Genomic DNA, 13,683 nt, shown 5'->3' on the forward strand with positions numbered 1-13,683 from the left:
GGCGGCCTGATGGCCTTGATCTCCGCGGGCGCCTGGGATTCGGCCACCCCGGACCAACGCGCGCATTTTGGCGGTCTCGGTGACGGGACATCCGTCCTCACCGTCGTGCGACTGTGCCTGATGGCGTTCGGAATTCTCACCGCGACATCCGAGTACGCCACCGGGATGATCCGCACCAGTCTGGTCGCGGTGCCCGTGCGACGGAAACTTCTGCTGGCCAAGGGCGCGGTCGTCGCCGTGGCGACATTCTTCGTGAGCAGGATGGTGATCGGCGACCGGCCGATCGGCTCACTGACCACTGTGGACACCGGACTTCCGGTGGTGCTGGCCGATGGCCTGCTCATGATGGTGATCACCCTGATCGCGCTCGGCCTGGCCACGATGATCAGATCGACCGCCGGAACACTGGTCACCATGGCCGTCCTGCTCTTCGCTCTCCCGATGGCACCACGGATGCTGGTACCCGCGCCCTGGGACGAGAGGATCGCCGCGGTCATGCCTTCAGAACTCGCGGGCCAGCTCGCCGGCACGGAATCCCAGTTGTCCGCGGTGGGCGCGCTGTTCGTGATGGCCTTGTGGGTGACAGCGGCGATCTGGGCCGGGCTGGCCGTCATCGGACGGTGAGACGCCTGAATCAGCCGGATTCCCGCAGGCCGAGCGCTGCGGGGGCGCTCGGCCTGGTCGTCTGACGGGAAGTTCAGTCGCGCCAGCGGTTGTTGAGGAAGGCGTCGTCCTCGTCGTCCGCCGGTGCCGGGCGTGCGCGGGGAGCGCGCCGGGGCGTGTCCCGCCCCGTGCGGGCAGGCGGCTCCGAAGCGAACGGAGCCGCCATGTCCACAGGGTCGTCTTCGAACGGTGACGCCGCCCCCGGCTGCGCGTGCGACCGGTCGGTGCTCCAACCGGACTTCGTCTTGCGCTGCCCCAGCTCCCGCCGGTGCTCGACGTAACGCTGAGCGGTCTGGACCTGCTTGGTCATGAACTCCTGCGAGCTCGCCTTGATCTCGTCGGCGCGTTTGTCCCGCAGCGCCCGGCGCTCCGACTGCTCGCGGACCAGACCGTCCAGGGTCGCCTTCATGGTGGCGGTGTCATCGGCGCTCATCTGTTCTCCCCTGCCCCGGCTCACCGCTTGCGGGTGACCGACTGATCCTCATCGTCCAGCAACGAACCGGTGATCCGGCCGGTGGGTTCGTTGACCTGGTCGAACACCTCGCCCTCGATCCGGTACGCGCGGTTGGTCCGTTCCTGGTCTCCGCCCTGGCCGCCACCTCCGCCGGCGCCCATGCCCATCGGCGGCATCGCGCCGCCGCCGAACGACTGCCCCGACGGGCTGCCCATCGGAGCGGACGGGGCACCCGAAGCCACGGGCTGCGGCTGCTGTGTCCCACCGCCGCCGGTGTGCAGGCCTTCGCTGAGCGACTGGCCTGTCGCGGGGCTCGCGGTTTCGAAGGGCATCGACGGCGCCGAGGCACCACCACCGCCACCGAAACCACCACCGCCACCGCCGCTGATGTCACCGGCGGGGACGCCGATCCCGTCGGGGACGGTTCCGCCGCCACCGTGGTGCGGGGTGAACGCCGGCTTGGAGTCGGGCTGCGCCGTCCCGGTGACGGGCGTCGCGGGGTGCGCTGCCTTGTCCGTGGCGGGCTTGTCCTCGCCGAGGGTGTACGTGGTCGGCTTGCCGGTGCCGTCGTCGACGGTGACGACCGTCGGCCCGGACGGACCGTCGGGGCGTTCGGCGGTGATCTTCACATCGCCGTCCTGGATGTGGATCTTGCCGTCCGGCCCGGGACGATGGACGCCGTCCTTGTCCGGTTTCCCGTCGTCCGAATCCGGCGTGGACCCCAGCTTGGACTCGTCACCCTCGCCGGTCCAGTCGAGCTTGAAGTCCTTGGCGGGCCCGGAACCGTCCCCGACCTTGATCTCCATCTCGCCGTCTTTGTCCGGCTCGGTCATCTCGAAGGTCGTGTCGCCCTGCTTGACCTTGAGAGTCTCGCGTTCGCCGTCTTCGGCCTTGTCGCCGTCCTCACCGGGTTTGTCACCGGTCAGCTTGTCTTCGCCGGAAAGCTCGTCACCGAGCTTGTCCAAGGCGTCCGACGCCTTCTTCTTCGCCTCGTCGGCGGCCTTCTCGCCGTCCTTCGAGTCGCCGTCCTTCGCGTCGGTGTCGCCCATGCCGCCGGGGGCGTCGCCGAGCTTGTTCAGCGCGTCGGAAGCCTGCTTCTTCGCCTCTTCACCGGCCTTTTCGGCCGCCGCCTTGGCTTCGGCCGCGGCGTCCGTGTTGCCACTGCCACCGGGGCCGCCGCCCGGGCCCGAACCGCCCGGCCCAGAGCCCCCGGAACCGCCGAGGTCGGACCCGGCCGGACCGTCGCCCAGCTTGCCCAACGCTTCGGACGCCTGCTTCTTCGCGTTCTCCGCCGCCGCGGCGGCCTGTTTCTTCGCCTCTTCGGCCGCGGCCTTCTGCTCGTCGCCGTTCGACGGCGGCGGAGTCGAACCCGAGGGTGACGTCTGGTCCTTGTTCGCGTCCGGACCACCGCCGAGGCCGCCACCGGGGCCACCGCCGGAACCACCCTGCGATCCGGAACCGCTCTCGGGAATCTTCACGTCCGGGACCGGCGGGGGTTTGACATCGCCCGTCGGACCGGTACCACCGCCGCCCGGACCCGGACCACCCGCGCCGGGACCGCCACCGGGACCGCCGCCAGAGCCGCCCTCGGGACCGCCGCCCGGCCCACCGCCGGTGCCGCCGGTGAAGTCGGGGCCCTTGCCCGAACCACCCGGTCCATCGCCGGGGCCGCCACCGGGTCCGCCGGTTCCCGAGCCGCCAGGGCCGCCACCCGGACCGCCCTGGCCACCGGTGAAGTCCGGGCCCTGACCGCCGCCGGGCCCGCCGCCCGTACCGCCGGCTCCACCCGCGCCGCCCTTGTCACCGGCGCCCTCGAACTCGTTCTTGACCTTGCCCATGACCTTGTCGAGCTCGTCGTAGGCCTGGTTGACGAAATCCTTGGTTTCCTTGCAGGACTTGGCGAATCCCTCGTAGATGATGGTCCACATCTCGGGGATGAACTGGTTCTGGATCCACTGCTTGGCGAGGTCCTGGCCCGCCTTCTTGAACTCGTCGTCGTCGCAGCAGCCGTCGTTGTTCAGCTGCTGGACCAGGTTGGAGCCGAAGTTGACGTCCATCCAGCCCGCGATCGCGCCGAGGTCCTCCTTGCCGCTCTTCTCGCCGGCGGCGATGGCGATGACCTTCTGCGCCATCGCGAAGTCCGCTTTGCCGACGACCTCCTTGTAGAGGTCGACGACCGTGTCGGCCTTGCCCTTGCACAGTTTGAACACCGTGGCGGTGGTGTGCAGTGTCGCTTCGCTCGCGTTGTTCAGCGTCTCGGAGAGCTTTTTGGCCTTGGGGAGGATCTTCTCGTTGTAGTTCTCCGACGAGGCGTCCGCGGCCTTCCCGGTCCAGGTCCCGTAGAGGGTGTTCAGCTGGGAGCCGGTGTCGTCGATGGCCTTCTGCACGGTCTTCGAACCGGTCTTGAAGTGGGCGGCGTCGTCGACGAAGTTCTTGAAACTGATCCCGCGCTGCTCGTCGAACGGCTTCTTGATGTCCTTCTCGAAATCGAGCGCGCGAGAGGTTCCACGGCAGTCTTCCGGGACCTTCGCCAGCAGCGAGCCGAAGGTCTGGAAGACCTTGAGCGCGGGCGCGGCGGCGTCGAAGATCTCGTCCGACGTCTTGGTCCCGGCGCCCTCCGCGGTGGGTTCCTTTGCGCCGTCCAGCTTCTTGCCGCCCTCGTCGACGGCCTTCGTCTCTTCGTTCTGGGTGAAGCTGGCCTGATCTCCGGCCTTCTTCGCTTCGCCGTAGATCTTGTCGACGTCGTCCGAGGCCAGAAACGGGATGGCGTTGTAGGACTCCGCGTACTTCTCGGCTTCCTTGCGCTTCTGCTTGATCTCCTCCGGCTCCTGGTCCGCCGACCACGGCGGGGGCGCCGGATGCGTCCGCATCCACGAGCCGATGAGCTTGGTCTTCTGCTCGGAGGGAACGGCCGGGTCGTCGAGAACGGCTTTGACGTCGGTCCAGGTGGTTTTGTCGGCCACTAGCGCATCCCCGTCTTGGTGATCTTGTCCTTCTGCTCGTCCTCGTTGGTGCCGTAGGCGGTGGCGGCGGTACCGAGGTTCGTGCCGAACGAGCCGAGCGTGGTGCTGTACCCCTGGACCGACGCCCACAACGCCGCCACCCCGTCGGTGTACTTCTTCGCGTGGTCGCCGTGCGCCTGGCCGAAGCCTGCCGCGTTCACCGGTGTGCTCGACAGATCCGGGTTGTCTTCGAGCAACTGTTCCGTCAGCTTTCCGATGTTCTTCGATGCCGATGAAAGCGCATCGGTCGCCGCGGTGAAGCCCCCGCTCATTCTTTTCAGCGCCTTTCGTCGGAACCGTCGGCCTTACCGCCGAGTGCCTCTGCGAGCACTTCGGCCACCGACCCGATGTCGGTGAACCGGTCCAGCTGGTCCAGATCAATCCTCACGTCGTGGTAGACCTCCAGCGCCGACAGGAGTCTTATCCGTCCCCTGGAGTCGATACCCAGCTCTTCGAGCGGCGCGTCGGACTCGATTTCGGCGGGATCAAGCCGAAAAGTCTCACTGACGACCTTCACGACCTCCGCGCGGTGATCACCCACGGGGCCGACTATAACGCGCCCTCGCCGCGGCCCGCGCGACCTTGCCACTGGAAGTGCGCGGAAGGTCACCGGAAGGAACCAGACGTACCGATCGCAACGTCAGATCATGTTCGCGGGAAACCGCGCGCAATACCACTCTCGTCACTTCTTTGACATCCGCTTCGGCGTTCTTTGCCCATTCGGCCACCAACATCGCCCCTTCTCCCCTTTCGTCCGTGACACCGAACGCGGCGACGCGGTCGCGGCGGATCGCCGGATGCGCCTCGCCCGCCACCGCCTCGATGTCCTGCGGGTGGAAGTTGCGGCCGTCGATGACGATGAGATCCTTGAGCCTTCCGGTGATGTAGAGGTCTCCGCGATGGACCACGCCGAGGTCGCCGGTGCGCAGCCAGCCGCCGACGCCGTCGAGTTCGCCGCCGAACGCGGCGGCGTCGCCACGGCCCCAGTACCCCGCCGCGACGTTCGGCCCGTGGATCCAGATCTCCCCGGCCAGGCCGTCGGGCCGCACCACTCCGTCCCGGACGATCCGGACCCGTTGGCCGAGCGGACGGCCGACCGAGACGAGTTCCTGACCTTCCGGCACCTCGATCGCCTGGCCCTGCGCGAGGGCTTCGCGGTCGAACACCGCGCTACGCGGTCCTTCCGCGCCCGCGCTCGCGACGTACACGGTGGCCTCGGCAAGGCCATACGACGGACGGTGTGCCTCGGCACGGAATCCACGCGGGCCGAAGGTCGCCAGGAAGCGCGCGACCGTGTCCGGCCGCACCGGCTCGGCGCCGTTCAGCGCGACCCGGACATCGGAGAGGTCGAGGTCGTCTCCCACTTCTCCGGCCGCATCGACGGCCAGGTCGAACGCGAAGTTCGGCGCTGCGGTGAACACGGCCGGGTGATCGGCGAGCTGACGCAGCCATCTCACCGGACGGTGCACGAATTCGGCGGGCGACATGAACACCGATCGCGCCCCCGCGTGGACCGGCAGGCACAGCAGCTGGATCAGGCCCATGTCGTGGAAGAACGGGATCCAGCCGGCGCAGGTCGTGCCCTCGTCGACGGCGTAGGCCCGGCTCGCCTGCCAGCAGGCGGCGGCGACCGCCCGGTGCGGGATCACGGCGCCGGCGGGCTCCCGTGTCGACCCGGACGTGTACTGCAGATAGGCGGGGCTTTCCGGTGCGACCGGAACCGGATCGGCCGGAGGTCCGGAAAGTTCGTCGACCACGATCAGGTGGTCCGGCGTGCCCGCTTCGCGTACTTTCGCGGCGGCGGCCGACGAGGTCAGCCACACCCGTGCGCCACTGTCCTCCAGCACGCCGGTGAGCCTGGCTCGCTGGGAAGGACTGCCCGGTGCCATCAACGGCACGGCGACGAGCCCGGCGGCGAGCGCTCCGAAGAACGCCAAGGGGTAATTCAGGTCCTGGCCGGTGAGCACGGCGACGCGATCACCCGGCCGGGCGACCAGGCGCAGCGCGCCCGCGACCACTCGCACGCGTGAGACGAACTCCGTCCAGGTGACGGTGCTGTCCACACCGGCACTGTGGTCCTGGTGCGTGAACAGCGGGCGCGAGTCGGCTTCACGAGCGAACAACCGCTCCACGATCGAGGTGCGCAGCACCTGCTCCGGCACTTCCTCCGGCGACGCGGTCATATCCGGCAACGTACTGGAACGCATGCGAGGGCGCTCGGAGGGCCCGTGCCGCTGTTCGTCCTAAGTAGACGATTCCCGACCCGGTCCGCCGGAATTCGCTCTTGTGAATTCCGGACAGAAGACCGGACATTCCTCGCTCTTTCCCGGACCACGGCCGCACACTCGGCGGGCAGTGTGTTTCTTTCCCCCGGCCTTGGAGGACTAGACCATGCGTCGAAGAATCGCCCTGGCAGTCGGTGGCGCCGCCGTACTGACCGCGAGTCTCACATCCGCCGCCCTCGCCCCGGTCGCGCAGGCTTCCCCCGGATTGCTCGCCGCCATGCAGCGGGATCTGGGGCTCACCGCCGCGCAGGCCTCGACCAGGCTCACCCAGGAGATGACCGCGTCGCGGGTGATGCCCGTCGCCCAGCAGGCCGCCGGTGCGGCGTTCGGCGGCGCCTGGTTCGATCCGGCGCGCGGCAAACTCGTCGTCGGCGTGACCGACCCCGCCGCCGCTTCCGCCGTCCGGCAGGCAGGCGCCGAGCCCACCGCGGTCGCGATCAGCGCGGCCCGGCTCGACGCGGCCAAGGCCGAAATCGACATGTCGGCCAAGACCAAGCCCGCTCCCGCCGCCGTCAGCGGCTGGCGCGCCGACCCGCGCAGCGGCAGCGTCATGGTCGCGGTGCGGCCGGGCGGGCACGGTTCCGACGTCGACGACTTCCTCGCCAGGGCGAGGAAATCCGGTCCGGTCACGGTGGTCACCGCGCCCAAGGCCGAGCCGTTCGCGGCGGGCACCGTCGGCGGCGACCCGTACTACATCAACGGGAACACCCGCTGCTCCATCGGATTCTCCGTCCACGGCGGTTTCGTCAGCGCCGGCCACTGTGGCGGCACCGGCAGCTCCGTCGTCGGCTGGGACGGCTCGGCGATGGGCAACTTCGCCGGTTCTTCCTTCCCCGGCAACGACTACGCCTTCATCCGGATCGGCAACGGCTGGTGGACCGCGCCGGTCGTCCTCGGCTGGGGCACCGTCAGCGACGCGCTCGTCCGCGGCTCGTGGGTCGCGCCGGTCGGCACCTCGGTGTGCCGGTCCGGTTCGACGACGCACTGGCACTGCGGCACCGTGCTGGGGCACAACGAGACGGTCAACTACTCGCAGGGCGCGGTGCACCAGATGACCCGCACCAACGTCTGCGCGGAACCCGGCGACTCCGGCGGCTCCTTCATCACCGGTGACCAAGCGCAGGGAGTCACCTCCGGCGGCTGGGGCAACTGCGGCTCCGGCGGTGAGACCTGGTTCCAGCCGGTGAACGAGATCCTGCAGAACTACGGCTTGTCCCTCGTCACCGCCTGACACGATCGTGAGCGGCGATCCGGGGCCGCCCCGGATCGCCGCTCACCACCATCCGGGGCTAGCGCCAAGGCCTCGGCGGTAGTTCCACTTCGAGTCCCATGATCCTCGCGGTCGGCTTGCGTCGAAGCCACCGGCCCGCGGTCGTCACATCGATCAAATCGACGGCGAAAGCCTTGCGCTGCGCGGGTGTCACCGCGTGCCAGCGCATCTTGAACGCGGGACGGACGGGGGCGATGAACGGCCTGACCGGACCATGGGCTCGCGCGAACACGGCCTCGAAATCCCGGTCCGGCACATAGTCCAGCTCCAGGTCGATCAGTGGTTCCGGTCCGCCGGCCCGATGGCGGCACCGGGCGAGGATCCGCGCGATCTCGTCCATCGCGAGCCGCACGGATCCGGGAACCTGATGCTGCCAGCACCCGAGATACGGTGCGTTGAGTGACCCGGCCGTAAGCTCGTCCGGCAGCACGATCACCGCCCGCACCGCGAGTCCGGTGAGCTCCACGTGCAACCGCGTCCACCTGTTGGTGGTGTCGAGAAAGAACCGCGGTGGCGGTATGCCGGTGCCGGCACTGAGCCGGATCCGCTCCTTCACCGCGACGAACGGATGGTCCGACGGTGCGGAATCCGTGGCGTGGCGGTCGGTGCCGCCGCCCGGCAGGGCGAGCACCAATTCGAGCCGATCGCCGATGAGCTTCAACCCCGCCGGGAACAACGGACCGAGACCGCCCATGAGCGCCGAGCCGGCGACGAGCACGTGGTGACTGGACGCGACTCCGGTCATCGCCGGCTTCCTCCGTTCCTGTTCAGACCTGCAGTTCCGCCTCGATACGCTTGAGGTAGTGCCGAGCCAGCGCGAGATTCGCCTGATCCCGGTCCAGCACCAGGTACAGGAAAAGGGAGCTCCTGGCGTTCATGGAATCCAGCAGCCGGATCAGATGGTATTGGCGATGCAACGTGATGAGGATGTCCTCGATGCTGTCGTTGAGCGACAGCGCGGACATGACCCGCATCTTCGACCTGACGACATCGGTGTTGCCCGCGGCCGCGACCTCCAGGTTGAGCCAATCACCGCCCCCGCTCGTGCCGAGCGACATCCCGCTCTCGTAATCGACCAGCGCGACACCGACCGCTCCGGCGATCGACATGGATTCCTTCAGCGCGTTTTCGATGTTCATCGAACTCACTTTCTTCGTCTGGCTGCTATGCGGCCAATATCGAGCTGATCCGGTCGATGACAGGGCGGCATTCGAAAAGAAGCCGGCCGACATTCAGCTGCCGGTCTCCCATGATCACCATGAGCGCCATCCGGTCGATGGCGTAGACGGCCATGTAGCCGTCGCTGCTGAACACCACGGTCTGCCGGAGTGTCCCCTTCCCGGTCACCTCGGCCGCCTGGCGCGCGATCCCGAGATTCGCGGCGGCCAGCGCGGAGACCTCCGCGGGGTCGATGTTCTTCGCCGCGTCGGCGACTATCGGTATTCCGTCGACCGCGGCTATCACCGTGTCGGTCACCCCGGTGACGTTGTCCCGCAGGTTTCGCAATTCGGCGATCAGTGCGTCGAAATCCACTACTCATACTCTCTTTTTCCGAAGGCCCATCACTGAATGACACGAGGCAATGATCACTCGACGAGGTTCTCGACCGCGATGGACCGTACCACCGAAGTCCGCCGCGACCTACGCGTCCAAGAAACTGGGTATCGGCATCACGCGATCGGCTCAAGCACTTTCCGTGTACGCAGCAGGTCGCCGGAACATTCGCACCGGCGACACCTGATACCGGCACGGTCCGCGACTACCCGACGACTTCGAAATGGGCGATCAGCGACAACGGGCGGACTTCAGTCGACGGAGCTGCGGCGTTCCAGGAAAACGGTGTCGCACCAGACGCCGTCACGCTCGACGATGCGTTCGCGGATGCCGACCGTGCGATAGCCGGCGCTGCGATGCAACGCGATCCCGGCACGGTCGTCGGTGAGGACCGAGGTCTGCAAAGTCCGGATCCCGGCGGCATCGGCCTCCGTGACCTGTTTGTGGATCAGGGCCTTGCCCACCCCGCGACCGCGGTGACCTTCGACGACGTGGACAGAGGTTTCGGCGACGCCTCGATGACCATCGCGACCCGAGACCGGGGTCGCCGCGCTCCAGCCGACGACTTCGCCATCGACCTCGGCGACCCAGCAGTGCCCCGGCAGCCAGTCCGCGTCGAGCCTTTCGCCGCCGACCGCCGGCCGGACGACGACGTCATCGGGCACGTTGTCCGGACAGCAGGGCCGTGGGGCGAGCAGGCCCATGACGGCGTCGGCCGCGTGCGGGAGCCCGCTGCAGCAGGCCTGGTTGATCGTGACGACCGTGGCGGTGCCCTCTTTCCGCAGGTGCAGGAAACCGACTTCGGCGAGTTTCCGGACGTGGTGCGAGCACGTGGATTGACTCGTTCCGAGGATTTCGGTCAGGGCGCCGACGGTGAGGCCGCCGGACGACGTCGCGACCGCGTGCAGCAGTTTCACCCGCATCGGCTCAGCCAGGCAGGCGAACCAGCCGGCGTACGTCGCGGCTTCGCTTTCGGGCAGGACGCCAGTGGTCATGCACCCAGTATCGACCAACATCGATGGTTGCGTCAATCGATGTCTGTCGATACAGTCCTCCGCGTCGGTTCAATCGAGCCAGATCGATGAAAGGTGCGGGGATGAACGAGTTGCCTGTGGTGGTCGTCGGAGCTGGGCCGGTCGGGTTGGCGGCGGCCGCCGAACTCGCCGAACGGGGCCTCGAGCCGTTGGTGCTGGAACGCGGCACGCACGCGGGTGCCGCGGTGGCGGAGTGGAATCATGTCCGGCTTTTCTCGCCTTGGTCCGAGCTCGTCGCTCCGGCGGCCGGGCGGCTTCTGGCGGCGATCGGCTGGTCCGGCCCTGCCGCCGACACGTACCCGACAGGTTCGGAATGGGCGGAGTCCTACCTGCGCCCGCTGGCGTCCGCACTCGGCGACCGGGTCCGGTTCGGCGCCGAGGTGGTCGGCGTGGCGCGCCGCGGCCGGGACCGTGTCGTGGACAGCGGCCGCGACGACGAGCCGTTCACCGTGCACGTCCGTACCGCCGACGGCACGGAGGAACGGATCGCGGCACAGGCGGTGATCGACGCCTCCGGAACATGGCCGACCCCGAATCCTCTTGGCGGGGAAGGACTTCCCGCCATCGGCGAACGAGCGGCGGTAGACCGGATCGGCTACCGCGTCCCGGATCTGGGCGACCCGGCGGTGCGGGCACGGTACGCGGGCAAGCACGTGGTGGTCGCGGGAAGCGGACACTCCGCGCTGACCGCGCTGGTCGCGTTGTCCGGTCTGGCGAAGGAGTCCGCGGACACGCGGATCAGCTGGGTGCTGCGCCGCGGTTCGGTCGGCAACACCTTCGGCGGCGGCGACGCGGACCAGCTCCCCGCTCGGGGTGCTCTCGGCCTGCGTGCGCGGGCGGCGGTGGAATCCGGGCTGATCACCGTCCTGACCGGATTCCGCACCGAGACGGTCGAACGCGACGGAGACGGGCGATTGAGCCTGATCTCCTCCGCCGGGCAGCGCCTCGACCGGGTCGACGAAGTGGTGACGCTGTCGGGATTCCGCCCCGATCTGGGCCTGCTCTCGGAAATCCGCCTGGACCTGGACCCGACCCTGCAGGCGCCGGTCGCGCTCGCGCCGCTGATCGATCCGAACGTGCATTCCTGCGGGACCGTGTACCCGCATGGCGCGAAGGAACTCGCTCACCCGGAGAAGGACTTCTTCCTGGCGGGCATGAAGAGCTACGGCCGTGCGCCGACGTTCCTGGCCATGACCGGGTACGAACAGGTGCGCAGCATCGCCGCGGAGCTCGCCGGGGACCACGAGGCGGCCGCTCGCGTCGAACTCCGGATGGCCGAAACGGGTGTGTGCGGTGGCGCCGGTCTGTTCGACGAGCCCGAAGACACGGCATCGGCCGGCTGCTGCGCGGAAGTCCTGCCCCTGGCGGCGGCACCTCAACGGGGAAGGACCTCATGACCGCGCACGACGCGATCATCGTGGGCGGCGGCCAGGCCGGTCTCGCCGCCGCCCACGCCCTGCGCACCCGCGGCTCGAAACCGGTGATCCTCGAGGCCGGCACCGAACCGGTCGGCTCATGGCCCCGCTACTACGACTCGCTGACCCTCTTCTCCCCCGCCCGCTACAGCAGCCTCCCCGGCCTGCCCTTCCCCGGCGATCCCGAGCACTACCCGCACCGCGACGAAGTCGTCGGTTATCTCCGCCGCTACGCCGACCGCCTCGGCACCGACATCCGCACCGGACACCGCGTCTCCGCCGTCACCCACGAGGGCGGCGTGTTCACCGTGCACACGGCCGGAGGAGCCGCCCTGTCCGCGCCCGTGGTCATCGCCGCGTCCGGCGGCTTCTCGCGGCCCCGTCTTCCCGCTCTGCCGGGGCTGGACGGCTTCACCGGCCAAGTCCTGCACAGCAGCGACTACCGCGATCCCGCCCCGTTCGCCGGGCAGCGTGTCATCGTGGTCGGCGCGGGCAACTCCGCCGTCCAGATCGCCACCGAGCTCGCCGGCCACGCCAGGGTCACCCTCGCCACCCGGGCACCGATCAAGTTCGCGCCGCAGCGCCCCTTCGGGAAGGACGTGCACTTCTGGTCCGCCGCCGTCGGGTTCGACCGCCTGCCGATCGGCCATGTGCTGAAAGAACCACTCACCTCACCTGTCAACGACCCCGGCGGCTACAAAGCCGCGATTCTCGACGGAGAACCGGATCAGAGGCGCATGTTCACCACCATCGACGGCGACGGTGTGCGCTGGCCGGACGGAACCCGCGAAAACGTCGACACCATCCTGCTCGCCACCGGATTCCGACCCGGACTGTCCTATCTGGACGGATTCGGCGCGCTGGACTCCGATGGACGGCCGCTGCACGATCGCGGCCTGTCCACCACCCACCACGGGTTGGCCTTCGTCGGCCTGGAATGGCAGCGCAGCTTCGCCTCCGCCACCCTGCGCGGTGTCGGACGCGACGCGCGGTACGTGACCAAACGCCTTCTGGTCAGGCCTACGGGTCGCCGCCGGTCACCAACCTGGCTGTGAGGTCGGCGACCGCGGCCCGGGCGGTCATGCCGACGCCGATGAGCGTGGCCGAGGCGGGACCGGCCCAGTCGCCGTACCCGAGAAGGTGCAACCGTGGCTCGGCCACCACGCGGGTGCCTTCGGTGGGGATGCGACCGCGGGTGGTACGCAACCGCAACGACGCGAGATGGATTTCACGACGCCGGTCGAGGAGATCCTACGCGGGATGGACGATCTGGTCCGGCAGGGCAAGCTCCTGTACGTGGCGATCTCCAACGCGCCGGCCTGGGAGGTTTCGCGGATGCAGGCGATCGCCGACCTGCGCGGCTGGTCACCGCTGGTCGCGCTGCAGATCGAGTACAACCTGATCGAGCGCACCGGGGAACGCGACCTGATCCCCATGGCACGCGAGATGGGGCTGGGCGTGGTCCCCTGGTCACCGCTGGCGGGCGGCCTGCTCACCGGGAAGTACAACAGGGACGACGTGACCGCGGTGCCGTCCGAAGACGGCACCCGCAAGAACCTCAACTTCGCCTTGGGCACGCTCACCGAACGCAATCTCGCGATCGTGGACGTGGTGAAGGAGGTCGCCGCGGAGCTCGGCCGCAGCCCCGCCCAGATCAGGCTGGCCTGGACCCTGCTGAACCCGGGCGTGACGGCACCGATCATCGGCGCCCGCACACCCGCCCAGCTGGAGGACAACCTCGGCGCGCTGGAGGTCGAATTCACCGGCTCGCAACTGGCCCGCCTCGACGAGGCCAGCGCGATCGATCTCGGATTCCCGCACGAGATGCTGTCCCGCGAAACGACCCTCGCGCTGACCCGTGGCGACATGACGATCGAACCGCGCCGCTGACCCTCACCGTGGTCGTGAGTGACAAGTGACGTTCTAACGACACTTTCCACTCACGACCCCCTGTACCGATGCCCTGCCAGCCGGAAAGGTCCGAACCAGACCGCGGGTTCGAGCCG

At 68.7% G+C, this 13,683-nt stretch carries 14 protein-coding genes and 1 pseudogene; 5 read left to right on the forward strand and 10 right to left on the reverse strand.

Translation table 11 applies throughout. The features are described 5' to 3' along the window. Positions 1–9 precede the first annotated feature (9 nt). A complete protein-coding gene (locus AC069H_RS17900; protein ID WP_478233052.1) occupies positions 10–624 on the forward strand; it encodes an ABC transporter permease in 615 nt (204 codons plus the stop codon). Between the two features lie 73 nt (positions 625–697). On the opposite strand, the gene AC069H_RS17905 is transcribed toward AC069H_RS17900, so the two are convergent. The 5 genes from AC069H_RS17905 to AC069H_RS17925 are packed head-to-tail and all read right to left on the reverse strand — an operon-like array spanning position 698 to position 6,302. Then, the gene (locus AC069H_RS17905) at positions 698–1,096 is read right to left on the reverse strand and encodes a hypothetical protein (protein ID WP_478233053.1); all 399 of its coding nucleotides are present in this window, start codon (positions 1,094–1,096) and stop codon (positions 698–700) included. A gap of 20 nt (positions 1,097–1,116) precedes the next feature. Then, entirely contained in the window at positions 1,117–4,080 is a 2,964-nt protein-coding gene (locus AC069H_RS17910) for a WXG100 family type VII secretion target (protein WP_478233054.1), read from the reverse strand. Then, positions 4,080–4,391, reverse strand: a complete 312-nt coding sequence (locus tag AC069H_RS17915) for a hypothetical protein (protein WP_340688142.1) — start codon at positions 4,389–4,391, stop codon at positions 4,080–4,082. Before AC069H_RS17915 ends, AC069H_RS17910 begins: the two co-directional genes overlap by 1 nt. Positions 4,392–4,396: 5 nt before the next feature. Then, entirely contained in the window at positions 4,397–4,660 is a 264-nt protein-coding gene (locus tag AC069H_RS17920; RefSeq protein ID WP_478233055.1) for an acyl carrier protein, read from the reverse strand. Continuing rightward, positions 4,653–6,302, reverse strand: a complete 1,650-nt coding sequence (locus tag AC069H_RS17925) for a fatty acyl-AMP ligase (protein WP_478233056.1) — start codon at positions 6,300–6,302, stop codon at positions 4,653–4,655. The genes AC069H_RS17920 and AC069H_RS17925 overlap by 8 nt, the downstream gene beginning before the upstream one ends. A 208-nt stretch (positions 6,303–6,510) precedes the next feature. Here AC069H_RS17925 and AC069H_RS17930 point away from each other — a divergent pair, with 208 nt between their 5' ends. Then, entirely contained in the window at positions 6,511–7,635 is a 1,125-nt protein-coding gene (locus AC069H_RS17930) for a S1 family peptidase (protein ID WP_478233057.1), read from the forward strand. Between the two features lie 58 nt (positions 7,636–7,693). Here the strand turns inward: AC069H_RS17930 and AC069H_RS17935 are convergent, their stop codons facing one another. The 4 genes from AC069H_RS17935 to AC069H_RS17950 form a co-directional block, all read right to left on the reverse strand. Further along, positions 7,694–8,419, reverse strand: a complete 726-nt coding sequence (locus AC069H_RS17935) for a hypothetical protein (protein WP_478233058.1) — start codon at positions 8,417–8,419, stop codon at positions 7,694–7,696. Positions 8,420–8,441: 22 nt separating this feature from the next. Next, a complete protein-coding gene (locus AC069H_RS17940) occupies positions 8,442–8,813 on the reverse strand; it encodes a hypothetical protein (RefSeq protein WP_125681949.1) in 372 nt (123 codons plus the stop codon). Positions 8,814–8,838: 25 nt separating this feature from the next. Further along, the gene (locus tag AC069H_RS17945) at positions 8,839–9,207 is read right to left on the reverse strand and encodes a roadblock/LC7 domain-containing protein (RefSeq protein WP_219150733.1); all 369 of its coding nucleotides are present in this window, start codon (positions 9,205–9,207) and stop codon (positions 8,839–8,841) included. 272 nt (positions 9,208–9,479) lie between these two features. Next, positions 9,480–10,223 carry a helix-turn-helix domain-containing GNAT family N-acetyltransferase gene (locus AC069H_RS17950; protein WP_478233059.1) on the reverse strand — a complete coding sequence of 248 codons (744 nt, stop codon included), beginning with the start codon at positions 10,221–10,223 and terminating at the stop codon, positions 9,480–9,482. A gap of 101 nt (positions 10,224–10,324) precedes the next feature. Between AC069H_RS17950 and AC069H_RS17955 the strand changes: the two genes are divergently transcribed. Then, positions 10,325–11,659 carry an FAD-dependent oxidoreductase gene (locus AC069H_RS17955; protein WP_478233060.1) on the forward strand — a complete coding sequence of 445 codons (1,335 nt, stop codon included), beginning with the start codon at positions 10,325–10,327 and terminating at the stop codon, positions 11,657–11,659. Continuing rightward, a complete protein-coding gene (locus tag AC069H_RS17960) occupies positions 11,656–12,732 on the forward strand; it encodes a flavin-containing monooxygenase (protein WP_478233061.1) in 1,077 nt (358 codons plus the stop codon). Before AC069H_RS17955 ends, AC069H_RS17960 begins: the two co-directional genes overlap by 4 nt. Here the strand turns inward: AC069H_RS17960 and AC069H_RS17965 are convergent. After that, complete coding sequence (locus tag AC069H_RS17965) at positions 12,698–12,883, reverse strand: hypothetical protein (protein WP_478233062.1); 186 nt, start codon at positions 12,881–12,883, stop codon at positions 12,698–12,700. The genes AC069H_RS17960 and AC069H_RS17965 overlap by 35 nt on opposite strands. A gap of 18 nt (positions 12,884–12,901) precedes the next feature. On the opposite strand from AC069H_RS17965, the pseudogene AC069H_RS17970 reads away from it, so the two are divergent. Next, positions 12,902–13,567: pseudogene (locus AC069H_RS17970) on the forward strand (aldo/keto reductase); the annotation flags it as partial. Between the last annotated feature and the right edge of the window lie 116 nt (positions 13,568–13,683).

This window comes from Amycolatopsis sp. NPDC043887, from assembly GCF_056435665.1.